24 protein-coding genes are annotated in these 22,437 nt (G+C 46.5%); 16 read left to right on the top strand and 8 right to left on the bottom strand.

What is annotated here, in order from left to right; genetic code table 11:
• The first annotated feature begins 238 nt into the window (after window positions 1–238).
• The gene (locus LQ567_RS14950; RefSeq protein ID WP_231005330.1) at window positions 239–1,528 is read left to right on the top strand and encodes a DEAD/DEAH box helicase; all 1,290 of its coding nucleotides are present in this window, start codon (window positions 239–241) and stop codon (window positions 1,526–1,528) included.
• 651 nt (window positions 1,529–2,179) lie between these two features.
• On the top strand, window positions 2,180–3,250 hold the full coding sequence (locus LQ567_RS14945) for a 3-oxoacyl-ACP synthase III family protein (RefSeq protein WP_231005329.1): 1,071 nt from the start codon (window positions 2,180–2,182) through the stop codon (window positions 3,248–3,250).
• 167 nt (window positions 3,251–3,417) lie between these two features.
• On the opposite strand, the gene LQ567_RS14940 is transcribed toward LQ567_RS14945, so the two are convergent.
• Window positions 3,418–3,693: a hypothetical protein gene (locus LQ567_RS14940; protein WP_231005328.1), complete on the bottom strand. Its 276-nt coding sequence runs from the start codon at window positions 3,691–3,693 to the stop codon at window positions 3,418–3,420.
• A 614-nt stretch (window positions 3,694–4,307) separates the two neighbouring features.
• Here LQ567_RS14940 and LQ567_RS14935 point away from each other — a divergent pair.
• From LQ567_RS14935 to LQ567_RS14925, 3 genes are read left to right on the top strand one after another with little or no spacing between them, the layout of a single operon-like run.
• On the top strand, window positions 4,308–4,580 hold the full coding sequence (locus LQ567_RS14935; protein WP_231005327.1) for an RNA recognition motif domain-containing protein: 273 nt from the start codon (window positions 4,308–4,310) through the stop codon (window positions 4,578–4,580).
• A 47-nt stretch (window positions 4,581–4,627) separates the two neighbouring features.
• Window positions 4,628–4,885 carry a short-chain dehydrogenase gene (locus LQ567_RS14930; protein WP_231005326.1) on the top strand — a complete coding sequence of 86 codons (258 nt, stop codon included), beginning with the start codon at window positions 4,628–4,630 and terminating at the stop codon, window positions 4,883–4,885.
• A gap of 46 nt (window positions 4,886–4,931) precedes the next feature.
• Window positions 4,932–5,369 (top strand): cold shock domain-containing protein, encoded by a 438-nt coding sequence (locus LQ567_RS14925; RefSeq protein ID WP_231005325.1) that lies wholly within the window; start codon window positions 4,932–4,934, stop codon window positions 5,367–5,369.
• A 275-nt stretch (window positions 5,370–5,644) separates the two neighbouring features.
• Here LQ567_RS14925 and LQ567_RS14920 read toward each other — a convergent pair whose 3' ends face one another.
• The 4 genes from LQ567_RS14920 to LQ567_RS14905 all read right to left on the bottom strand — a co-directional run bounded on the left by LQ567_RS14920 (window position 5,645) and on the right by LQ567_RS14905 (window position 9,145).
• Complete coding sequence (locus LQ567_RS14920; protein WP_231005324.1) at window positions 5,645–6,769, bottom strand: type I restriction endonuclease; 1,125 nt, start codon at window positions 6,767–6,769, stop codon at window positions 5,645–5,647.
• Window positions 6,770–6,971: 202 nt separating this feature from the next.
• The gene (locus tag LQ567_RS14915) at window positions 6,972–7,469 is read right to left on the bottom strand and encodes a thermonuclease family protein (protein WP_231005323.1); all 498 of its coding nucleotides are present in this window, start codon (window positions 7,467–7,469) and stop codon (window positions 6,972–6,974) included.
• Window positions 7,470–7,569: 100 nt separating this feature from the next.
• Complete coding sequence (locus tag LQ567_RS14910) at window positions 7,570–8,547, bottom strand: hypothetical protein (protein WP_231005322.1); 978 nt, start codon at window positions 8,545–8,547, stop codon at window positions 7,570–7,572.
• Between the two features lie 91 nt (window positions 8,548–8,638).
• Window positions 8,639–9,145 carry a VOC family protein gene (locus LQ567_RS14905; protein WP_231005321.1) on the bottom strand — a complete coding sequence of 169 codons (507 nt, stop codon included), beginning with the start codon at window positions 9,143–9,145 and terminating at the stop codon, window positions 8,639–8,641.
• A 248-nt stretch (window positions 9,146–9,393) separates the two neighbouring features.
• Here LQ567_RS14905 and LQ567_RS14900 point away from each other — a divergent pair, with 248 nt between their 5' ends.
• From LQ567_RS14900 to LQ567_RS14870, 7 genes are all read left to right on the top strand, one after another.
• Window positions 9,394–9,855, top strand: coding sequence for a MarR family winged helix-turn-helix transcriptional regulator (locus tag LQ567_RS14900; RefSeq protein ID WP_231005320.1), 462 nt, complete (start codon window positions 9,394–9,396; stop codon window positions 9,853–9,855).
• A gap of 29 nt (window positions 9,856–9,884) precedes the next feature.
• Window positions 9,885–10,391, top strand: coding sequence for a transposase (locus LQ567_RS14895; protein WP_231005319.1), 507 nt, complete (start codon window positions 9,885–9,887; stop codon window positions 10,389–10,391).
• 222 nt (window positions 10,392–10,613) lie between these two features.
• Window positions 10,614–11,141, top strand: coding sequence for a class I SAM-dependent methyltransferase (locus LQ567_RS14890; RefSeq protein ID WP_231005318.1), 528 nt, complete (start codon window positions 10,614–10,616; stop codon window positions 11,139–11,141).
• Between the two features lie 334 nt (window positions 11,142–11,475).
• Complete coding sequence (locus LQ567_RS14885; RefSeq protein ID WP_231005317.1) at window positions 11,476–12,228, top strand: hypothetical protein; 753 nt, start codon at window positions 11,476–11,478, stop codon at window positions 12,226–12,228.
• A 355-nt stretch (window positions 12,229–12,583) separates the two neighbouring features.
• Window positions 12,584–12,910, top strand: coding sequence for a four-helix bundle copper-binding protein (locus LQ567_RS14880; RefSeq protein WP_231005316.1), 327 nt, complete (start codon window positions 12,584–12,586; stop codon window positions 12,908–12,910).
• A 51-nt stretch (window positions 12,911–12,961) separates the two neighbouring features.
• Window positions 12,962–13,660, top strand: coding sequence for a DUF4253 domain-containing protein (locus tag LQ567_RS14875; protein WP_231005315.1), 699 nt, complete (start codon window positions 12,962–12,964; stop codon window positions 13,658–13,660).
• A 108-nt stretch (window positions 13,661–13,768) separates the two neighbouring features.
• Window positions 13,769–14,302, top strand: a complete 534-nt coding sequence (locus tag LQ567_RS14870) for a GNAT family N-acetyltransferase (RefSeq protein ID WP_231005314.1) — start codon at window positions 13,769–13,771, stop codon at window positions 14,300–14,302.
• Between the two features lie 47 nt (window positions 14,303–14,349).
• On the opposite strand, the gene LQ567_RS14865 is transcribed toward LQ567_RS14870, so the two are convergent.
• Window positions 14,350–14,778: a hypothetical protein gene (locus tag LQ567_RS14865; protein WP_231005313.1), complete on the bottom strand. Its 429-nt coding sequence runs from the start codon at window positions 14,776–14,778 to the stop codon at window positions 14,350–14,352.
• Between the two features lie 139 nt (window positions 14,779–14,917).
• On the opposite strand from LQ567_RS14865, the gene LQ567_RS14860 reads away from it, so the two are divergent.
• The 4 genes from LQ567_RS14860 to LQ567_RS14845 all read left to right on the top strand — a co-directional run bounded on the left by LQ567_RS14860 (window position 14,918) and on the right by LQ567_RS14845 (window position 20,050).
• The gene (locus tag LQ567_RS14860; protein WP_231005312.1) at window positions 14,918–15,586 is read left to right on the top strand and encodes a hypothetical protein; all 669 of its coding nucleotides are present in this window, start codon (window positions 14,918–14,920) and stop codon (window positions 15,584–15,586) included.
• A gap of 397 nt (window positions 15,587–15,983) precedes the next feature.
• Complete coding sequence (locus LQ567_RS14855; protein ID WP_231005311.1) at window positions 15,984–18,035, top strand: TonB-dependent receptor plug domain-containing protein; 2,052 nt, start codon at window positions 15,984–15,986, stop codon at window positions 18,033–18,035.
• Between the two features lie 13 nt (window positions 18,036–18,048).
• Entirely contained in the window at window positions 18,049–19,125 is a 1,077-nt protein-coding gene (locus LQ567_RS14850; RefSeq protein ID WP_231005310.1) for an HmuY family protein, read from the top strand.
• 19 nt (window positions 19,126–19,144) lie between these two features.
• Window positions 19,145–20,050, top strand: coding sequence for a DUF6607 family protein (locus LQ567_RS14845; protein WP_231005309.1), 906 nt, complete (start codon window positions 19,145–19,147; stop codon window positions 20,048–20,050).
• A 115-nt stretch (window positions 20,051–20,165) separates the two neighbouring features.
• On the opposite strand, the gene LQ567_RS14840 is transcribed toward LQ567_RS14845, so the two are convergent.
• Together LQ567_RS14840 and LQ567_RS14835 are read right to left on the bottom strand one after the other, a co-directional pair.
• Entirely contained in the window at window positions 20,166–21,215 is a 1,050-nt protein-coding gene (locus LQ567_RS14840) for an alpha/beta hydrolase (RefSeq protein WP_231005308.1), read from the bottom strand.
• Between the two features lie 10 nt (window positions 21,216–21,225).
• The gene (locus LQ567_RS14835) at window positions 21,226–22,395 is read right to left on the bottom strand and encodes a PepSY-associated TM helix domain-containing protein (protein WP_231005307.1); all 1,170 of its coding nucleotides are present in this window, start codon (window positions 22,393–22,395) and stop codon (window positions 21,226–21,228) included.
• Window positions 22,396–22,437 lie beyond the last annotated feature (42 nt).

Below are 22,437 nucleotides of genomic sequence, written 5' to 3'. Positions count from 1 at the left end.
TATTAAAACGCCCGGCGTGGGGAGCCCTATCGGGGAGCAACTGTCCGGCATCTTTGAAGAATAAAATCCATAAACCAGCAGAAACCGCGTACCTTTGCAACCTTTATGTTATTCCGGCCCTGTCTTTGTTGCACCTTCCTCCGTGCAAATATGGCAGCTGTTTAACGTAATGCCGGTATCGTATCTTCATTTTTTGTTGCTGACGCTACCTGATTTTATTCATCTTAATTTTATTCAATTGTCGTTTCATACATTACAACTTATTGATCCCCTTCTTAAGGCATTAAGCAATGAAGGGTATACCACTCCCACGCCGGTACAGGAAAAATCGATACCGGTAATTTTACAAAAAAGAGACCTGCTTGCCTGCGCGCAAACGGGCACCGGTAAAACAGCATCCTTTGCCCTGCCATTACTGCAATTGCTGTACGGTCAAAAACACGCATCATCCCGCCGGCCGAAGGTTTTGGTACTGGTGCCTACCAGAGAACTGGCGCTGCAGGTGGCAGAAAGTTTTGCGGCATATGGTAAATATCTTCCACTGAAACAGGTGGTGATCTTTGGCGGGGTTTCGCAACACAACCAGGTAAGGGCATTACAGCAACCGGTAGATGTGTTAATTGCAACACCCGGCCGCCTGCTCGACCTGATCAGCCAGGGCTATCCTCTGGTAAAGGAAATTCAGTACCTCGTACTGGATGAAGCTGACCGTATGCTGGATATGGGCTTTATCCATGATGTAAAAAAGATCCTGGCCCGCTTGCCGCTGGAACGGCAGACCATCTTTTTTTCGGCAACGATGCCGCCGGAAGTACAAAAGCTGTCTGACTCCCTGCTGAAACACCCTGTAAAGATAGAAATTACCCCGCCGGCAACAACTGTAGATAAGATACAGCAGTCGGTATATCATACAGAAAAATCGCATAAGCCTGCTTTGCTTTTACACGTGCTAAAGGATTTTGCTGCGGAAGCCACGCTGGTTTTTGCAAGAACAAAGTATGGTGCAGATAAGATTGCTAAAGGCCTGAACCGGGCAGGGATCAGTGCGGCAGCCATACATGGCAACAAGTCGCAAAACGCCCGGCAGGCAGCACTCGGAAACTTTAAAACAGGAAAGATAAGCGTACTGGTGGCTACAGATATCGCAGCAAGGGGTATTGATGTGGATGGTATGGGCTGTGTGATCAATTACGAATTACCCAATGTACCCGAAACCTATGTACACCGCATCGGCCGTACCGGCAGAGCGGGCGCCAGTGGTATTGCCGTATCGTTTTGTGATGCGGAGGAGCAACCCTATTTAAAAGATATTCAAAAACTGATCAATAAGACCATTCCCGTTATAAAGGACCATCCCTTCGAAGCGGCAGCCGTACCTCCAACCATCGCGGCCAAACCTGCACCGCAGGCGCCCGCTGAAAAACGGAACCCGAACTGGAAGCAGGGAAAGGCGAAGCACTTTCACAACCGGCAAAAAAAAGACGGGCACAAGAAACCGGAACGGCAAGGCAACCCGGTAAACCGGTAAACGGCGTTTCTTTTACAAGCCTGCCGGGTGTGGCGCTTTATGCGGCGGAAGAAAGGATCTTTCGGGTTCCTTCATCAGATTAATGGCCTGCTTCCGGCTTTCAACATACTGTTGATGTTAACCAGCTTCCTGCCCGTTTAGGATATTGCCGGGTCATCAGGTAATAAATTAGAGGTAATGAATGCTGTCAAATTAATGGCTTTCTACGAGGCCAACACATCCGGTTTGTTTAAAACTCCCGGTCATATCGGTATAATGCATGCCCGGTCTTAAATGACGGATTATGTGGTACCTGTTGTTCCGGCAGGCATGGGTATAGGGTGTGTTGCAGCAATTAACCGAATGGGTATAAATGTTTTCCGGATTGGTATGATCAATAAACGAATGTTGTGTCCGGTTGCCCAATATCACGCAAATAATCAGGGAAGGTAAAGTGTTGAGCTATTATAGCAGTACAAATTTCAAACGCCTAAATACCGGACAATGAAATGCCGTCATTTGATGGTGTCATGACAATATTTAACAGAAGCTGTTGAAAAAAAATGGTATATTCAGCAACTGTTAAAATTACTCCACTGATTGTTCTACTGTTTTAGTAAGGCAACCATAAGTAACCCCAGGTTTGTGTAGGCTTACCTAAAACAACAACAAATGAAATTTTCTTCAGTCATTACCGGATCCGGAGCGTATATACCCGGGGAAATACGCAGGAATAGTGATTTTAAAGACAATGCTTTTTATGAGTCGTCAGGAGTTCCTCTATCGACCGAAATAGGCGTTGTTATTGATAAATTTAAAGCGATTACCGGTATCAGCGAACGGCGCTATGCTCCGGAACACATCAATGCCTCAGACATGGCAGCAGCAGCCGGGTGGCAGGCACTATCCAACAGTGGCCTCGATCCTGAAACACTGGATCAGATCGTGGTTGCCCACAATTTTGGAGATGTTACCTACGGAACCACCCAATCGCAGAATGTACCTACACTTGCCAGTAATGTGAAACATATACTGGGTATCAGCCGGCCGGAGTGTATTGCCTACGATGTATTGGTGGGATGTCCGGGGTGGCTGCATGCCGTTATCCAATCCCATGCCTGGTTCAGTGCCGGTATGGCTCAAAAAGTATTACTGATCGGTGCAGAAACATTGTCGCGCGTGATTGATGTATCGGACCGCGACAGTATGATCTTTTCAGATGGCGCCGGCGCCGTTGTAATGGAATACAAACCTGCAACTGCGGGAGGAGCGGGCATCCTGGGTTGCTGCGCGCAAACCCATAGTACGGAAGAGGCGGATTATATAAACATGGGTGAAAGCTACCGGCAGAATGGAAGCAATACCCTGTTTATTAAAATGAAGGGCCGGAAGGTATATGAATACGCATTGAAGTATGTGCCGGCTGCAATGAAAGCATGTCTTGATAAAAGCGGCATCGCTATCGGAGAAGTAAAGAAGATCCTTATTCATCAGGCCAATGAAAAAATGGATGAAGAAATTATAAAGCGGTTTTATGGTCTTTATGACGCTGTTCCTCCCGGGGATGTAATGCCCATGAGTATTCAGTGGCTGGGTAACAGTTCGGTAGCCACCATCCCAACCTTATATCATTTGATACGAAGTAATAAACTGAATGGGCATTCCATTTCAAAAGGTGACGTTATCCTTTTTGCTTCGGTTGGAGCAGGAATGAATATCAATGCGGTTTGCTACAGGGCCTGATCCCGGCAATTCCAATCTGTATACGGCTATGTGATGCTGTGGATGCAAATTGAGCAGGCGCGGGCTACGCCTCATTCTCCTGTAAATCCGGTGCTCACTGAACTACAGCATGAAATCAATATTCAAATCGATAACCCTGCCATATCTGTTATGTAATGGTTGCCGGTCTATTCGGAGATAAAAACATGCCACCGGAGCCAGTTGAAAACCGATAGCTCACTTTTAGCCTCTTCCGGAACACTGGAATGAATTTTTTGTTCAATGATCTTTCCCTCACGTAAGGTAAATCGATCGGAAAGCGAAGCATAAAAATTGATAAGGAACAGTACCTGGTCTCCGTTATTTTTATCAAAGCTTCTTCTGCTGGGTTGCCCCTTAAAAACGTGTTCGCTGCTGCTCCAGCTGTAATGTTTATGTGTAAGGTCTTGTTTTTGAAAATGCATGACATTCTTTTTAAATGTTAATAATCATCATCACCGGCGGTCTTTAAAACAGTAAACAGCAGTAAGTGGGTAGGTTTTAACTTCGACGAATTGCATGCCACATGCCTTTCCTGTCTGAAGGATTTGATGAATGCCGGATACGGGTCATAACCTTGACAGGTTATGTCAAACGCATCAACCCTACTATCATCAGGCATTCCGGAAAACCTGATCATGCACGTATATTGATTTGGCTTAAAACAGAAAGAGGAGAAAAGTATATAATAGCATCAGAACGCTTTCAATCAAGCCAGGATGATTTCCTATGTATTATGAAGATATGCTTTTTATTTCATAGTTCCATAAAAATTATTTATGAAGGATAATCATCTGCTTTGCAGGTATGTTGCATTTTTGTTAATGGTGTCCATTGTTTATAAATGGTATGCTAACAGGCTGTGCGTAATCGTGTTAAGGCCGGAAATGAAACAAAAGAGGCTATATGGGCCTTTATCCGTATCTTTGCACGGTTAATTTGAGTCACTGCTCTATTATAAGCACTTGCTTTTTGGCTTTACCGCTTTATATATTTTGCCTTTTCTCGAATCTTTTATCACCGTATTAAAATTAAAACAATGAACATTTTTGTGTCCAATCTTGGGTACAGTTTCAGTACTGAAGACCTTACTGAATTATTTGCAACCTACGGATCTGTAGAATCCGCCCGTGTAATCACCGATAAATTTACTAAACAGAGCAGAGGCTTTGGCTTTGTAGAAATGCCGGATGAAGCTGCCGCTACAAAAGCCATTAAAGATTTAAATGGTACCATGCAGGACGGACGTTCCATTAAGGTAATGGAAGCCCGCCCGAAAGAAGAAAAGAGCACCTATTCTAACCGGTGGTAAAAATGGAATGCCGGTTCTGTAGTAAAAAACACTAAAAAGAAAATTTTATGGATGTAAATGCAATAGAAAAATTTTTGACCTCGGCTACAAAAAATACCGGGGCAGTAAATATTCACTTTAAAGACCGCTCTACCGTAACCGGCATTTTTATCAACTCGCGCGACTATGACGAATTAAAAGCGAAAAATTTCTGGCGCGTTGTGAGTTCAAAAAACGTACAACTATGGGAGCGCACCGGGGATGTAAACCTGTCCCGCTTATTCAGCGGATCGGGATTCACCCGTCTGAGCGCTGCAGCAAAATAATATTCTATCATAACGTTAACATCATTTATTCATTTAAAACAATCGAATGGGAGAAACCTGGAACAAAAGAGAAAGGGAACAAAAAAAGCGAAATGCTAAAAAGCAGAAAGAAGAACGGAAACAGGAACGTAAGGAGCATGCCGGAAAGGCCAAGGGTCTGGATGATATGCTGGCTTATGTAGATGAATACGGCAATCTGTCGGCCACGCCGCCGCCGGAACGAAAAGCCGTAAAGATCGACAACATACCACCAGTGGTAGCCAATAGCCGGGAGCTGAATGCTATTGACGACACCCGCAAAGGGGTAGTTACGTTTTACGACAGCAATAAGGGATACGGATTTATAAAAGACAGTACAACAGGAGAAAGCATTTTTGTACATGTAAACTCCACATCCGTACAACTGAAAGAGCAATTAAAAGTTGCTTTTGAGGTTCAAAAGGGACCAAAGGGCATGGTTGCCGTAAATGTAACGGCAGCATAAGAGCAGGTGCCATGCCTGCGAAATGTCCGGTAAAAGAATAGCCGCGTTGTAATGCCGGCTATATACTACAGGTCAGGTAAAAAATAAATTAAATGCTTCTAAACCGGGAGCAAAGGGGTGGTTACTGCCGTAAAAACGCTTATAACGGCATTACCTCCTGAAAATATCAGAAAGGCAAGCTGTTTCAACGCCTGCCTTTCTACCGGTCAACACCGGTTATCGTGTTGTTTGAAGCGTTGTTTTTGCTTTCCGGTTCAGGGAAGCATTTTTTTTCTTTATGCGCTATTTTCTTTTTCATTGGAAAGTTCCTCTGGCCCGCCTTTCTGCCGGTAATTGGCAACAGTGGTCAAAAGCTCGCTCCGGTACTGGTAGATCTCATCCAGCGAGTTTAATAACTTTTTCTCCCCGCTGTCTTTGCCGTTATGAAACAGTTCCAGGTATTTTTTGGTAAAATTAAAATGCAGCCGGGCCAACGGTTTCCGGTTGTTGTCGTCCAGTAAAATACCAAAATAGGATTGGGTATCCCTGAAGGCAATGCTGCTGGCAGGCACTACTTCCCTTAAAATAGCTTTGATGATCTGTGCGCCTTCTGCTTCCTCTTCAGTGGTAATAAATTTCGGCGATTCCATATTGCCATCAACGGAGGTCACTTCAGGGGGCTCCGATTTTGAAGGATTTTTTTCGTTGATGTTTAAGGCGCTCTTCAGCCGCGAATTGATGGACTCATTGATGGCATTGGAAAGGGCCCGCCGGGCGTACTCCTTAAAACTGGCCAGCCGGGATGCGGTGAGGGGTTTTTCAAAAAAGCGGTTCACCAGGAGCTTCACCAGTTCATCCGATGGCTCCTGGAGCTCTTTTTCAAACTCGTTACGGATGGCCTTTATATACTTTAGATCCTCTGCAGAATCCAGGATACCCGTAAAATCGTAACCCTGTTTGGTGAATTTTTCGAGCAGCTTGATGCTGGAATCTTTCAGGTTGGCCAGCTCCAGGGTAAAAAAGGGTTTGTCATCCATAATGTTCGGACGCTCCAGGTCTGCATAGAAGTTATAAACCAATCCATTGGTAAGTACTCCAAACCGCGATTTGGATACATGAAAATACCGGTGCAGCTGGGAGTTGTGCGCATCCGCCTGCTCTTTCCAATGTTTGCATTCGATGATCAGCACCGGTTCTCCATCTTTTTTAATCACATAGTCAATCTTTTCGCCCTTCTTGGTTCCGATATCGCAAATGCACTCCGGGATAACTTCCGTCGGATTGAAAATGTCGTAACCAATGGCCTGGATGAAGGGCATCACGAAGGCATTTTTTGTAGCTTCTTCCGTATTGATCTGTTCCTTTAATGCATCCACCCGTTGATGTAGCTGCTCCAGCTTTAGTTTTAAATCGTTCTCCATTTTTATGGCAGTTATTTTATAGATAAGAAAGATAAAAAATAAGGGAACGTCTGTTATGTTACGCATCCCTTCTGCCGCTAAGGTAGGATGCCATACCGGCGTCAATTACGGGAAACCGTAAACGGACGATTTATTTTTGAATGGAAGTATCCTGTGAAAAAATGGAATGCATTGCGCAGGCCATTTTTACCACGGCTCGCTTTTAACGATGCCGCCATTCCCAGGGAGCAACAGGTGTTGCATCTGCCCAAAGCCCTTTCCGGTGTTGCCGGGCTGCCGCTTCCAGTGCGGCATATGCGGCATCATCGGAGTATTTTTTAAAGTGCCAGGCCAGCCCGTTACGCACCAGTTCTTTGTTAAGATTGCTTCCGTCCTGAAGGATCACTTCTGCAATCAGCCGTTTATTCCGGTCGTATTTGTAATGATGCAGGAGGAACACATATTTACCAAAGCAACGGTCGGAAACAAATTGTTTGGCGCGGTTTCCAAAGGGCTGCTTCTTTTCCGGGCAGTCGATATGTGCAAACCGTACTACCTGCTCCCTGCCATCCATTAGTAATACAAAGGTATCGCCATCTTTTACACCGGTAACCTTATAGTCATGTCCGGTCTCCGGTGTTGCTTGGTGATAGGGGTTTCCAGACAGGCCATTGCATCCTGTTATAAATAATAAAAGCAAAGCGGTATACCAATGAATCATATAAATAGGCGTGTTATGTGCCATGCAAACATAAACGAATACCGGAAGTTGAGCCGGCAGCAGCCATGCATCAATAAAAAACAGGTGCGGTTAATAGCTCCTATTGTTTCAGCGGGCGTATATGTGTTTCATACATATGCTCGGTTAATGGTCTCAGCGATTTTTCTGTAAACACAGGATGATCACCCTTTCTTGTATAATACTCAATGCCACCGTTGAGCCGTATATAAGATATCCGGTTAATACCGGCTTCCGTAATGGTATCAGGCCGGGTTATTTTTTTAAAATGGAACAGTTTTTCCGTATCCAGTGGAATAATAAGGGACCCGTATATTTTTTGATTGCAGGGTACAGACTGGTAGTGATCGCCGGTCCAGTACATACAGGCATCTGCATTTGAAAATGCCTCTTTTATATAGTTGTAAACCGGCAGACTGGCTGATGCCATTGCTACTGCGGCCAATGGGATGGTAATGGTTTTAAAATGGAACCGGGGTTTGCCGGGAGCCTGCAGGGCCGTTGAAAGCACCCCGGAATTGTCTTTCGCTGCCAGGGGCGTTGCCATGGATGCTGCTTCAGACCCCGATGGATCAGCTTGAGCCGTATCTTCCGGAGGCGCCGTGGCTGCCGCCTTTGTTTGCCCCGGACCGCCGGGGGCTTCGTTATCCGTTTCTTCCGGAGAGGAGTCTGGGATCGCCGCTTTATCCGGTTTGTTGGCTTCTTTTTTTTCCCACCGGTCCAACGGCCTGGGTTCAAAATTGATCAGCCAGGCTAACAGCTCAACATTTTTATGGTTGGTATCAATGGTTGGGGTTTCTAAAAAATTAATCAGCGGCCTGAACCTATTAATGTCAAAATGTTCAATCGTATGCCGACATGTTTTTTGATCAATGGTCTTCCCGAAAAATGTCCGCAAGGTCTGCGCATCTTTCTGCTCCAATCTTTCCATACATACGATCAGGCATTCATCTCTTAGTTGAGCAGGAGTAGGGGCGCTAAGGTTTAACGACAAGTTGCCCGCCGCTTTTTTTTGCTCATAATTCTGTAGTATCTGGTCGATGTAGTCCTTGTAATACATATTACAAAGATTGTACGGTAATGATCCCGAAGTTTACGGGATCCCGTATTGCAGGCATCAATGGCAGATGATTTTAACCAGGAGGAGGAGCCTATGCGCCTTTCATTTGCTCAACGGCTTTCCATCCTTCCGGTGTTATGCCCATGATCTCGGTAACCACGCCCAGTATTTGGTACGTGTCAAAGAAGGCCATCCGTGCAATGGGGTGATCTACTGCGCTGATCATCGTTTGACCCTGTTTTCGCAACGCACCGGTAACCCGCTCAAAGCCCTCAACCGGCAACCGGTACGCCAGGTGCTGGATGCCGCCCGCAGGACACCGGGACAGATAGTCATGAAACATGCTTTGACCAGAAAGCGGCTGCACCAGTTCAACAAAAATACCACCGTTATAGGTTTGTGTAGTGAGCCATTCCCCGGGTACCACCCGGTCATAATAGGTCATTCCCAGATCCTGGGCCCGAACCTGTTGAACAGGAGGAAAACCGGCAACACCCAGGGGATTGGTCAACATTGTAACGGCGGCCCCAATGTCGGGAACCACCCAGCCGATCTGCGCCAGTTCAAGACCTGCTACAGGATTGTGTGTACGGTTCATAATTGCTTATTGTTGATCCGGTAAAGGTAGCCTGCATGCTGTTCCCGTACCGGGGGCATTCACGCCAGGATGTGGGCAGCTTGCGGCACTTTTCTTCTGTATACGGAAAATAGATCTCTGGAAGGAAATGGCCCGGCTATGCCGTTCACCGGCTTTTTTGGGGATGCTACCGGTTTAAAGGATAAAAATTTCCTAACCCGGAATCTTCTATTTATCTTTATAATCAAGATAATTAATCATTAAGATATATGCGGGCATCAACAACTGAAAATTTAAGCGACCTGGGAAGGGAGATCTCCGATGTAACCATACGCATGCATGAGGCCATCGCCCGGAGCGCCGGACTCACGGGTGTGGATCATAAATACCTTAGTCTCATTCTGCGGCAGGGGCCGCTTACAGCAGGAGCACTATCTAACCTTACTGGTCTTACCACCGGAGCGGTAACCGCCATGATCGACCGGTTGGAGCAGCAGAAGCTGGTAAGTCGCGAGCTGGATAAAACCGACCGGCGAAAGGTGCTGATCGTAGCCAATAAAACAAAGGCCGGTAAACTGTTTGAGCTGTCTAACCACCGGCTGAAAGCAGAAGTAGAAAAACTGATTTCAACTTATAACAAGAAGGAAGTACAGCTGATTGCCGGTTATCTCCGCGCATCAATCGACATCATGCAAACATTCACCAATGAGCTTAATAAAGCATCCAAATAAACCATCGCAATATTTTTAAAACGAGTATAATGAGTAACGTTAACATGGAATATTTATCAAGGGCCGAGGGCTGGTTATTGGTAACCATCCTGGCTTATTTTTTACTGAACGGGGCGCAACTGTTCGAAACGGCGGTACTGGTTCCCAAATGGACGGCTGCCCCGCCGCTTTCGTTTCAGTACTTTAAAGCACCCTATGGGGCAGATCTTAAAACCTTCTGGATCGTTGCGCATTCGATCCATGAAATAACATTTGTCCTGGCCATGGTTTTTTGCTGGAAAATAGATCCTGTAAGGAATAGCCTCCTGGTGCTGTTTGCCATACATGTTGCATTGCGGGTATGGACCCTGGCTTATTTTGCACCCAATATTATAGAGTTTCAGGCCATTGCAAATGGTAAATCCTTCAGCATCGATTTAATAAACCGGACGCGGCAATGGCGAACACGCAACTATATCCGCGTTGGTGTTTTTGTAGCGGTATCATTCGGTCTGATTCCGCTGCTGGTAAAACTGGCCGGTTTAAAGAACGGGTGAGCTTTTTTATTTTCCCTTCGCTTGTGCAGATGGCAGCTTCGTTGTGTCACTCACTTCAGCGCCACAACACCTGTGGGCATTCCGTTTGCTAAGCGGATATGTTGAATAAATTCTTTTCTTTGCCGGTATATGGCTGCTCCGTTTATATCAAAGGCGTTTCTCATAGGCGATCGCCGCCTTGAAATCTGTATGCCTCCATCGGATTTTGTACAACAGGCATACGTGCACCATAAAAACGCGGCCTATTGGGCACAGGTATGGCCGGCTGCCGTTGGTTTGTGTATGTTCTTACAACAGCATCCGCAATATATAACGGATCAACAGGTGCTGGAACTGGCTGCGGGATTGGGCCTGCCGGGTTTATATGCAGCATCCCAGGCCCGGCAGGTAACCATCAGCGATAAGGAAGCCCTTGCCAGCGATTACGTAAAAAGATCGGCGGAACACTTACTGCTGAACAATATAACCGCCGAAGCACTGGACTGGAAGGATGCCGTTACACAGCCATTGCCCGATGTGGTGTTGCTGAGTGATGTAAACTATGCGCCGGACGTATTTGCGGAGCTAAAAAACGTAATCGACCACTTCCTGCAACATGCCGTTACCGTGATCATCAGCACGCCCCAGCGGCTGGTGGCAAAATCCTTCATTACAACCTTACTCCCTTATACGACCGTGCAATGGAGCACTACTGTAACCCTTGACAACAGGGAGGCCGATGTAAGCGTTTTTGTATTAGCCGGAAAATAACCGTGAATAATTTTATAATTGCGGTTTCGTATGTTCAGGATCATAGACGGACCCCTTTCCGTAATAGTACAAAAATGAACCCTTAAACCGGTTCCCTCTGCGGTGGCCGGATCGATAACTGCAATATTTAAAAGACGTTCACTGGTACGGTATACGATTGCAGCAACATAACGGCCTGTAGCTGGTTGCCCCGGCTTCCAAAAGAAAACCATACGCACTTTCTGCTTCTGTTTTTACACGCTTCAATACACGGTTCCTGCACTTCATCGCAATAGATTTGTTAAAAGCCGACCGGGAACTGAGTTTTGTACGATCAAACAAAAGAATAAATAAGATGAACCCGCTGCTGAAGAGACCCCTGCAACGATTTTTAAAGGCAACGTTTTTACGAAGCCTGGTATTTTCCCTGCCTGTGTATGTAGGCCTGCGCCTGGTATTTTACGGAATGGATTTTAGTCCGCTGGAAGATCTGCGCATTTTGAGTAATTACATCGGTACCGGCTGGCTGCTTACCACCCTGCCGGCCCTGGCAGGCGTACCATTCCTGCGCTGGACGAGGTTGTTTATGAAAAGCCGGGTACAAAAAAACCGCCGTACCTGGGTACAAACCGCATTGGTGGTTTTGTTGCTGGCGGGATTTTTATACAGCTGCCAGGCGCAGCCTACAGGCACGCAACGGCAATCCGGCACCGGGCTGGTAACTCAATGGAGGGGTATAACCACCGCCAAAAGCCGTGTGGTTATGAATAAGGAAGTATTGGGGCATCGTGATATTCCCCTGGGCGAATCCTTTGAGATCATCAATACCGGTGTAAAAGGATTGGTAGCAAAGAATGGTAAAGTTTCTGTGGGATGCGCACTTACCATAACCGATCCTAAAGGAAACGTATTGATGGCTGAACAGGACCTGTTTGCCGGCGCGGATATTTTTGATGCCCGCCAGCTGGATTACCTGCGCTGTACCGTTAACACCGGCAAACCCATGGATTGGGAACAGACATATAAAGTACAGGTACAATTCTGGGATAAGTTTGGTAAGGGTGTGCTGACCAATACACTGATGATCCGGATTATTGATCTGCCCTGAGCCAAACCGTTTCATGCATATTCGTTGCCGGTGGGCGCCGTTTCTTTTTTTTCGCAAAAATGCCGGAAGATAAAAAATGGACGCACACCCTTTACACCGTATTCATGACTTTTGTGGGTATGGCATTGCTGTTGAACGCCAATGCCGGGGCGGTTTGGGACCACGTATTTAATCGCCAATTGTTATCATAGAACCTTGTTAATTACTTATCACCGCCTGAGGGGGCGTTTTTTTATGCGATATTTTTAATCCTTTCCCGACTTCGTATACTACTTTCCGGAAGGCGATTGTTAAACAGGCATATTGTTTGTGCCCTTTTACAAAAGACCTGATTTTTTAATAAAACACATGTATCATGGAAACAACTGGAAATCACCTGTCGGAATTGCTGAATCGCTGTGCCGCGGTTTGCGATCATTGTGCAGCCGCCTGTTTGCAGGAAGAAGAAGTAGGGCACTTGGCCGATTGTATCCGGACAGATATGGCCTGTGCCTCCGTTTGCCGGACCACGGCACAATTGCTGGAATTGGGTATTGGCGAGCAGAACGCTTTATTGCTTTGTGCAGAAGTGTGTAAACTTTGTGCGGATGAATGTAGCAAACATGCGCATGACCATTGCCGGGCCTGTGCTGAAGTCTGCAATGAATGTGCGGTGGAATGCGGTCAGTCGGCCGTTGCATAACGGTGTTGAAATTTTTCCCCGATCTGCGTATCTTTCTGCTTAAAAGCATCTATGAAGCAAAACGGATGGATGATTGGGGCTATAATGCTGATCATGTTATACAGTTGCACCGAATCTACGCATAAAGGCGGTTATATGCTTACCCAATCCGAGCAGGCTATATGTGACAGTTTACACCTGAACCCGGCCATTGTACAGGAGTTGCGGCAATACAGCCGGGCTCCTGTAGAAGCTTTTCATTATTCGCTGGGGAAGATGCATTCCGGCGATACCGTAACGGAGCTGGATCCCATCCGCCTGCCGGGCATTATTTTTAGTGAAACGGAAGATAATGCCTACGAACTAATCTATAAATTAAAGGACAGTATGCGTAACAAAGGCTATACGATCTTTAAAGTGGAGCTGATAGGTGAAAGCGGTAACTGGAAACACAGTGTAGGGATTATTAAGGAAACAGATCCATACCGCATCCTTAAATACATGGCAACGGATGGTATTAATTATGAGATTACAAACGACAGCTTAATAACGATGATTAAAGACCTGGATAAAAAATACCAGCTGGAACTGATCGGGGCTTCCGGCGATTACTGTGAATTTATCATTCACCGTCCGCCGGCTGACTGGAATCAACTGGCAAAGGAGGTATATGCCATTTGCCCGGACACCGTTGACCAGGGGGCAGGATCTGTAGAGGAGCTGGCGCGGGAACTAAAGCAAAACCGGCGATTGTATTGCTGGTGGGATTAGTATGCAGATTAAATATTACCATTCATCTGTGCTCCGGTATCTCCGGCGTATCAGAACCGTGTTGTATAACATTATTTTTTTTACGAGTATTGCAGTTTAAGAATGCATATGATACCACAGCAAAATGACCTGGAACTACGTAGGGCCACCACTTCGGATGCCGGCGGCATCTGGCAGCTATTAGAGCAGGCAATTGAAAAAAGAAAGCAGGAAGGCAGCAATCAATGGCAGGATGGGTATCCCAACCCCAATGTAGTGGCCGCAGATATTGAGAAAGGATATGGATATGTTTGTACCGATGAAGCCGGTGCGGTGATCGGTTACACGGCGCTGATCTTTGATGGAGAACCGGCGTATGAAGCGCTGGAGGGGAAATGGCTTACCAATCGCCGCTACGCCGTGATCCACCGGTTGGCAACGGCTACCGGACAAAAGGCGGTAAAGGGATTGGGTACGCAGATCATGACCGCGGTAGAAACAGTGTGCCGGCAGCAGGGCGTTTTCAGCATTAAGGCCGATACCAATTTTGATAATGCCGGTATGCTGCGGGTATTTGAAAAACTGGGATACATCTATTGCGGGGAAGTGTATTTCCGGGGCGCTGCCCGCAAGGCCTTTGAAAAAAAGCTGGACACTGAGTAAGGTCTTTTATGCCTATCTAAATAATAAAATGGGATCCTGTATTACAATTAATACTGGTAAAGCAACGGCTGAGACCATCCATTCAGATTAAAGGACACCTTATCGGCGCCGGTAACCCGCAGTGGCCGGATGTTTACAGCTATCTTCCTTGAAAACGCCGCAGCACATAATTCATTATTAACAAGGCGCAACTTCAGGTAACGTTGTACCGGGTTGGACTCCGCAACGCGGTCCGCATCAATAATACTGGTTTCCCAGCTGCTGCCACTGCAACCGCTGGCGCCAAACGTAATAAAGAGAGAATCCCCCAGGATGTTCACCTTTGAAATGTTGTAGTTATTGGTAATGGTAGCCTGGTATTGCTGTTCGCTGATGACCAGGTCCTTTTGCATACCGTCGTCAGTGGGAACGGACGTTTTCCTGTTGCAGGCGGCAACAAATATAAGGGGCAGTAATAGCAGAACGATCGGCTTCATATGACTTGTTTTAAAGATAAAACGTGGGAGTACCCGGTTTCGCAACAGGACGTTGGTATTTATAGCCAAAAACACAGATGCCGCCCAACAAGACTTTTTAAATATCGCTAATGCCGTTTAACTTTATGAAAAATAACTGTTGCAGTCAAAAAAAGACCTTTACAGAAGTAAAACAATCTGTCTGCTGCCGGTAGCGGGCGTGTGCCTGTTTGTATTACTGTACATCATTTCCACCTTCCTTTATCCGGGCGGCTCCCAGGCCGACAACAAAGCCCCCGGCTTTAGCTGGCTGCATAATTACTGGTGCAATCTTTTAAACGATCAGGGGATAAACGGGCAGCGGAATCCTGCCAAATGGTGGGCCCGGGCGGGCATGGTGGTGTTGGGGAGCACATTTTGTATTTTCTGGTGGTCATTTTTTTATTACACTGGGTTTTCAAAGGCAACCCGTGCAGTAATTACAGGCTGTGGTGCGGTGGCAATGGTGCTGGGTATGTTCCTTTCAACTGCTGAACATGATGTATTGGTGACCCTTTCCGGTGCGCTGGGTTTTATTGCAATGGCTTTCACATTTGCCGGGTTGCTCCGTTTGAAATGGCATGGCCTTTTTCGTTTGGGCATCTTCAATGTTTTTCTGGTACTTCTCAATAACCTGTGCTACTATACGCCCTCACTGATCTACCTGCTTCCCCTGATACAAAAGATCACATTTTTACTATTCCTGGTGTGGTTATGCCTGATCTGTTTCCGGATGAGGAGCATTGTGATGATGTCGTATGGCAAACCACCGGCCGCCGGCGGAGCATGAACTGTTCAGGGACTCCTGTATCGGTATGGTTTGGGTTTCTTTTGCCATTGAGGAGCCGAAGACGCCTGCGTTTCGGCATTTCTGTGGTTATGGGTACAGGCCTTCAGAATTTCCCGATCTCGAAATTTATTTTCCCGATTTTGAAAACCAATTCCTGTTTTAGGCAACAACTTTGCTTCTTTGTTAAAGGATAAATGTTGTAGCCTATAACACCGGTCCGGAGTAAACAAGCAACTCCGGAAACCTTCTCATAATAAGCAATCAAGTGGCCGCACGGATCTCTATCGGTGCGGCTTTTTTGTTGCCATGAATTTCCTGATCTCGCAATTTCTTTTCCCGAATGCGAAAACCCTTGTATGCGCATTGCAAGACATTTGCTGCGTTATTGATACAACAAATGAAGCGGTTTAAAAAATATCACCTGGTTATCTGTTTACTATTTGCGGCTTTTAACGGAGACGGGCAAACGATGATCTCCGATACTGTTGCACATGCACTGGATGAGGTGGTGATCACTACAGGGCAATACACACCTCAATCACTCCGGAGATCGTTATACAACGTCCGGGTGATCTCCGCCGCGCAGATACAGGCGCGCGGTGCTGTTAACATCCTGCAGGTACTGAACACACAGCTGGGTGTGCGTTTAAGTAATGACAATACGTTGGGCGTAACCGATATACAACTGATGGGCATGAGCGGCCGTTCTATAAAGATCTTGCTGGATGGCGTACCGGTGATGGACCGTAATGATACACGTGAAAGCCTCTCCCAGATTGATGTACAAACGATTGAGCGGATCGAGATCGTGGAGGGGCCGATGTCTGTTACCTATGGTTCAGACGCCCTGGCTGGGGTGATCAACATTATTACAAAGGATGCCGGTATGGCGCAATACAGCGTTCAGGCAAGGGTACAGGAAGAAACTGCCGGAAAAGAGTATTATCCGTTTGGTTATAAGGGCCTGCACCAGCAATCGGTGAATGGATCGTATAAATTCAGACGGCCATTTACGCTTAGCGGTGGTATCAGTCATATACAGTTCAATGGTTTTGGCGGTGATGACTATGGAAGGGAAAAAGCATGGCTGCCCAAAGAACAATACCTGGGACATATACGGGCAGGCTACCGCACGGAAAAGAACAATATATATTACCGGCTGGATGTGCTGGATGAAACGATCACAAAGAAAGGGGCGCTGAACCTGAGTATCCGTAAGGCCTTTGACCAGCTATACCAAACGCGCCGCTATATGCACCAGGTGCAGGATCAATGGACGCTGGGCCATCGCTTTAACCTGGCTACCTTCCTGTCTTATACCAACTATCAGCGGCGTACAAAAAGCTCCAGTCATAATTTTGAAACCGGAGAAGATGCGCTGACCGCTGGTGCCGGCGAGCAGGATCTGGCAAAATTCAATACACTATTCTTCAGAACACAGGGCGTATACACATTCAATAAAAAGTTTTCAGTACAACCGGGTATTGAGATCAGCAGAGATAACGCCTCGGGGAACCGGATCAAGGGCGATCCCTTGATTGCAGATTATGCTTTTTTTGCCTCTGCAGAATATAAGCCCGCAGACCGTATCAACATCCGGCCGGGTTTCAGGGTGATCAAAAATTCCATCTATGATGCTCCTCCGGTAGTGCCGGCATTACATATAAAACTGGGAGTTTCATCCACCTCCGACCTGTGGTTTTCGTATGCGCAGGGCTATCGCGCACCGGCACTTCGCGAGCTGTATTTTGATTTTGTAGACGCCAATCATACCATTTATGGCAATCCCGGTCTTAAAGCGGAGACCTCACAGAGCCTGAATGTATCCTGGAATACATTTTTAAACAGGTCCGGATGGAAGACTTCGTTTTCGTTCAGTGCTTTTTACAATGTATTTGATGACCTGATCGATTATGCAACAGATCCCAACAACAATACCGCCACCATTCTTTTTAATGTAAGCAAATTTAAAACGACCGGCATACTCCTGCAGCACAACCTGATCATTAAACAACTGCAGCTAGACTGGGGGCTGAGTTATATTGGCCGCTACAACCGGTTTCAGGAAAACGATCAGGAATTGCCGGCGTTCAACTGGTCGCCTGAGGCAAATGCCAACCTCTACTACAATATCACCAAACCGGCGCTGCAGCTGGCGCTGGCATATAAGTTTACCGATGCCCGCAAACAATACCAGCTAAAGAACGGCTCTGATATCAGTGAGGGTGTGCGGCTTACAAAAATGGCAGCTTTTCATTGGGCCGATTTTTCCGTTACCAAAAAACTCTGGAGCCTGCTTTCGGTACAGGCCGGCGTCAAAAATATTTTTGATATCAGCAATATCAACAATACCATCGGCGGCGATGGCGCCCATAGCAGCAGCGGACCGGTACCCATCAGCTATGGGCGGTCTTTCTTTATAGGGTTGAATTATCATTTTCATAAATAATAAAATCATCGATATGAATCGTACAATGCTATTTCAAAGAGCAATAACATTTGCCTTGATCGTTACGGCCGTTGCTTCCTGCAAAAAAGATACAGACCCCTTGATGATTATACCGCCTTCCGGTGGCAGCTCCATGCAGCTGGACGGCGGCAGCGGCGAGGCCGCGGCGGTTAATTCCGTTTTTGTGGATTTTAGCGCCGATAAGCAAAAGGCTGTAGCGCGGGATAGCTGGGATCTTGGGTTTTACAGTGGAGGTGCGTTTAAAGTGATATTGAACGCCAGTAATGGTGTATCTGCGGTGGCGGTTAATAAAACCGATCTGAATGCAGTAACGGAGGCCGATGTGAACCTGGACACACTTAAACTGGGCCAGGGCAATGGTTCCTTTGCGGTGATTGACGATCCAAGGGAGGCGTCGATCCTGACGAAAACGGCCATTGCGGAAGTGTCTGCAACAGACGCGGATAACAAAGTGTATGTGATCAACAGGAAAGGAGGTACCACCGGTGCCATATTGCCGGCAGCTGAGCTCTTCAAAATAAGGATCCTCAGGAAAGGCACGGGGTATACCTTGCAATATGCGAATTTAAATGCCACAACCTTTAAAACGCTTGATATCAGCAAAGCGGCTGATTTTAATTTTCAGTTTGCATCCTTGTTATCAGGAACGGTGGTAACGGTGGAACCTGAGAAAGCAAATTGGGATATCGTTTGGGGTTGGAGCGTATATCAGTTCGGAACCATTCCGTATAGTTTTTCTGATCTTGTTTTTATCAACAACCTGGCGGGGGTAACGGCTTTTGAAAGAACCTATGCTTCCGCTGATATTGCTGCCGATGCCTATACAAAGTTTAACCGCGACAGCGTAGCCAAATACAGTTTCCAGAATAAAAGAGATGTGATCGGAAGTAACTGGCGTGTTACTTCATCCCTGGGAGGATCGAGCGAGCCCGTTGGAGTAAGAAAAAGCCGGTTCTATGTGGTTAAAGATGCAGATGGCCATTTGTATAAAATGAAGTTCCTGAGCTTTGCTCCCCAGGATGGCGGTACCCGTGGCAAACCACAGATTGAATATGCATTCATTAATTAGCGTTAAAATACAAATACACATGAAGAAAAAGATCGTTTTTATGTTCAGCGCCATTATTACAACAACGGTGCTGGTGGCACAAACAGGGAAAGAAAATATAGACAGGCTTTGCGGCTGTTTTGAAGTGAGTTTTAAATATGCGGAAACCTTTGCCCCGGAGAAGGAGTATAAATTTCATGAGCGGGAGCAGATCATGGGCGTTACCGAGCTGGCGCTGCCGCTGGTCAATACGGATAAGAAAGTGGTGATCCAACACCTGTTGGTGATGGGCAGTGGCACCATTGTAAAACACTGGCGTGAGGACTGGACCTATGAGAACCCGGTACAATGGGTATACAAAGGCGATAAGGTTTGGGAAAAAGTAACGCTGCCTGCTGCCGGCGTAAAAGGCAAATGGTCTCAATCTGTTTGGGAGGTAACGGACGCGCCGCGCTACCAGGGCAGTGCGCCCTGGCAGGTGGTAAACGGACATACGATTTGGGAAAGTACCGCAGATGCGCCCTTGCCCAGGAGGGAGTATACCCAGCGTTCCGACTATAATATTTTAAACCGCACCAACCGCCTGGTGATTACAGATAAAGGATACGATCATATCCAGGAGAACAAAAAAATCATCCGTTCAAACGGCAGTGATCAGTTGCTGGTGGAGGAACGAGGATTGAATGGCTATGAGCAGCTGGATAAGGGCGATTGCGCTGCGGGGGAGAAATACTGGGAAGTGCATAAGGGCTTCTGGCTGGCCCTGGAGCAGGAATGGGAAAAGCTGCTGGAGGCAAAGAACCGTATAACACTGACAGAAAAAGTGGGTGACCAGGAACTGATGACAAAACTCTTTGCGATGGCGGATGAATGGAAGGCGCAAAAACTAACGGCTGCGGATGTGAACAGTAAGATAAAAGCAGTGCTCGAGAAGCATATTCAATAACGTTTTCTTCATGTATCTGTAAGGCCGCTCCGTAGTTGTACGGGCGGCTTTTTTCGGCTTTGTTGCTCTTTGAGACTTATAAAGCCTCAAAGAGCAACAAGCATAGCGGGAACGTTTACTCTACATCCGGGTAGAACAATTTGCGTTGCTCCAGAACGGTTTGTTCCTCCTTTGGTTTTTTATTTTCCCAGAAATAGCGAACGATAAAATCAAATTTTTGCAACGATGGAATAAAACGGTGATGGTTCCGCCCGGAAAATGCTTTATAGGTATCGGTAATTACAGAAGGTTGGGTAGTGATTTTTTTAAAATCGAATACATAACCCTCAAAAATAAATTTAAGCCCATCATAAAGAGCCGGAAGCGGGATAGTTCCGTGATCTTCCTGCTCATAAAATTTGTATCTGAAAAGAAGGGCGGAATCCTGACGGCTTGTTAAGATCTCCTTTAGTTGTTGAGACGCATGTTCACCGGCGTCAAAGCCGTTTGCTTTTTCTTTATTATTTGCTACGGCCATATAAACAACGGCCGGTTGCACTTTCCCGGTAGGAATGATCCGGATGGCTTCACGGGCGATGTAACCGTTGTCCCACCAGATACTCGGATCTATCAGTATATAAGCATTAAACAGGTTGGTATGATGCAACAGGATATTGGAAGCCGCCAGGCCTCCAAATGAATGCCCGCTTAATATCGTATATCCGTCGGTGCGGTAATGTTCGTTCACATAACTGAATAGTTCTTCCTCTAAAAACCGTACAAACCCTTCGTTACCGCCGCTGTTTTCAAACAGCAGTTTGGAGCTGTCATCCGGTGATTTTATAAAAGAACGGGTGGGTGTAAGATCGTAGGTCCGGTCCTTGTTTTTTATGCCTACCAGGATCACTTCCGGCATGTTTGCATATACGCCCCTGCCCAGGAACTGGGTAACAGCCTTATAAAAGCCCATGCTGGTTTCCCCGTCAAAAAAATAGAGTACCGGGTAGCGCTCTTTCTGGTACCGCTCATTTGCATAATTGGGCGGAAGTGAAATATAGATTTCACGATCTTCGTTCAATATCCGGGAATGTAATTCTGTAGTGGCGAAACTACGGTTCAGGTCCTGTGCTCCGGCAATACCGGAAACTGAAAGAAGCACAGAAAACAGAAACAACTTTATTTTCATAACAACTGTTTTATGCGGGAACGAGTACCTCCGTTTTTTTTAACGGGTGCTGTTTTTTCTTCTTCTTCTTTCCCCTGTGCCACCATATCAGGAAGCCGGTAATGGGAAGCGAAGTGCAGATGAGCCCGCAGATAAAAGTGAACAGCTTGCCCACCGGCCCCATCCAGGTGCCCATATGCAGCTGCCATACGGTATTTTCTATGTACTCACCTTTCAAACTTTTAGGCGGAAGCCGGAGATCTGCTCCGGTGTATTTATTAATGAACGAGAGCTGCGCATGCTCTGCGCTTTTTAAGCCGAGTTTGCTGGCCGTGGTTACCATGTAAAAACCGGCGGAATCCAGGTTGTACAGCCATATTTGTCCTGCTTTTTGTTGTGGATGCCTGGAAAATTCCTGTTCAAAAACCGTATTAATGGCCAGGGCAGACCGGGTGGTATCGCTCTTTGGCATGTCCTTTTGCCATTTTGTTTCAATATCGCCTCCGAAGATCTTTGCGGTGGTGGCGGCCAGGGGATGAAAGGCGATAATAAGACCGGTAACCGTCAGGATCAATGCCAGAATGGAAGCATAAAAACCCAATACATTGTGCAGGTCATAATTCACCCGTTTGAAGCGGGCCTTCCATTTGATCTTAAAGCTGGCATCGCGTGTGTGCTGGTTCCACTTGCGGGGCCACCAGAGAATAATGCCCGAAATAATTTCGATGAGGAAGATGATGGTAGCAATATCCACGATCCATTCACCCGTGCCATGCCACAAAAAGGAGGCATGCAAGTGTGCCATGATATAAAAGAAGTTGGCAGTGCGGTCGTATTTCAGCACTTTTCCGGTATAAGGATCTGCATAGGCAAAACCCAATCCCTTGCCCCTGGCAAAGGTCCGGAAACGTACAGTCCTTTCGGGATTTTTATACACGGTTACTTCCGATAGCTTCGCCTGGGGATAGGCTTTGTTCATATTGGCGATCAGGGTTTCCATCGGCAACCGTTCCGGTTTCACCTGTTCTGCATAGCGGGCCTTACCTGCCGACCATTCTATGATCTCGTCGCCATACACGATGAGGGTACCTGTGAGCGCCACGAATATTAATATAATACCGGAAAAAATTCCGAGCCAGAGATGCAGCCAGGCATTGATACGGCTGAATACAGATTTTTTAGACGTTTTCCCTTTATTCATATTGGATTCATTCAAAAGCAAAACACAACCCGGTAAAGGTTG

The organism is Niabella pedocola (assembly GCF_021044425.1).
GTDB lineage: Bacteria > Bacteroidota > Bacteroidia > Chitinophagales > Chitinophagaceae > Niabella > Niabella pedocola.
Note: the sequence above shows the minus strand (reverse complement) of the source record. Positions and strands in the feature narration are given on the sequence as shown.

Excerpts from the sequence above, each read along its gene's own strand:
- LQ567_RS14945 (WP_231005329.1), top strand. The coding sequence starts at position 2,180 with ATGAAATTTTCTTCAGTCATTACCGGATCCGGAGCGTATATACCCGGG.
- LQ567_RS14840 (WP_231005308.1), bottom strand. The coding sequence starts at position 21,215 with ATGAAAATAAAGTTGTTTCTGTTTTCTGTGCTTCTTTCAGTTTCCGGT.
- LQ567_RS14905 (WP_231005321.1), bottom strand. The coding sequence starts at position 9,145 with ATGAACCGTACACACAATCCTGTAGCAGGTCTTGAACTGGCGCAGATC.
- LQ567_RS14875 (WP_231005315.1), top strand. The coding sequence starts at position 12,962 with ATGAAGCAAAACGGATGGATGATTGGGGCTATAATGCTGATCATGTTA.
- LQ567_RS14885 (WP_231005317.1), top strand. The coding sequence starts at position 11,476 with ATGAACCCGCTGCTGAAGAGACCCCTGCAACGATTTTTAAAGGCAACG.
- LQ567_RS14835 (WP_231005307.1), bottom strand. The coding sequence starts at position 22,395 with ATGAATAAAGGGAAAACGTCTAAAAAATCTGTATTCAGCCGTATCAAT.
- LQ567_RS14910 (WP_231005322.1), bottom strand. The coding sequence starts at position 8,547 with ATGTATTACAAGGACTACATCGACCAGATACTACAGAATTATGAGCAA.
- LQ567_RS14925 (WP_231005325.1), top strand. The coding sequence starts at position 4,932 with ATGGGAGAAACCTGGAACAAAAGAGAAAGGGAACAAAAAAAGCGAAAT.
- LQ567_RS14870 (WP_231005314.1), top strand. The coding sequence starts at position 13,769 with ATGATACCACAGCAAAATGACCTGGAACTACGTAGGGCCACCACTTCG.
- LQ567_RS14895 (WP_231005319.1), top strand. The coding sequence starts at position 9,885 with ATGAGTAACGTTAACATGGAATATTTATCAAGGGCCGAGGGCTGGTTA.
- LQ567_RS14880 (WP_231005316.1), top strand. The coding sequence starts at position 12,584 with ATGGAAACAACTGGAAATCACCTGTCGGAATTGCTGAATCGCTGTGCC.
- LQ567_RS14920 (WP_231005324.1), bottom strand. The coding sequence starts at position 6,769 with ATGGAGAACGATTTAAAACTAAAGCTGGAGCAGCTACATCAACGGGTG.
- LQ567_RS14930 (WP_231005326.1), top strand. The coding sequence starts at position 4,628 with ATGGATGTAAATGCAATAGAAAAATTTTTGACCTCGGCTACAAAAAAT.
- LQ567_RS14845 (WP_231005309.1), top strand. The coding sequence starts at position 19,145 with ATGAAGAAAAAGATCGTTTTTATGTTCAGCGCCATTATTACAACAACG.
- LQ567_RS14855 (WP_231005311.1), top strand. The coding sequence starts at position 15,984 with ATGAAGCGGTTTAAAAAATATCACCTGGTTATCTGTTTACTATTTGCG.
- LQ567_RS14900 (WP_231005320.1), top strand. The coding sequence starts at position 9,394 with ATGCGGGCATCAACAACTGAAAATTTAAGCGACCTGGGAAGGGAGATC.
- LQ567_RS14865 (WP_231005313.1), bottom strand. The coding sequence starts at position 14,778 with ATGAAGCCGATCGTTCTGCTATTACTGCCCCTTATATTTGTTGCCGCC.
- LQ567_RS14935 (WP_231005327.1), top strand. The coding sequence starts at position 4,308 with ATGAACATTTTTGTGTCCAATCTTGGGTACAGTTTCAGTACTGAAGAC.
- LQ567_RS14850 (WP_231005310.1), top strand. The coding sequence starts at position 18,049 with ATGAATCGTACAATGCTATTTCAAAGAGCAATAACATTTGCCTTGATC.
- LQ567_RS14915 (WP_231005323.1), bottom strand. The coding sequence starts at position 7,469 with ATGATTCATTGGTATACCGCTTTGCTTTTATTATTTATAACAGGATGC.
- LQ567_RS14940 (WP_231005328.1), bottom strand. The coding sequence starts at position 3,693 with ATGCATTTTCAAAAACAAGACCTTACACATAAACATTACAGCTGGAGC.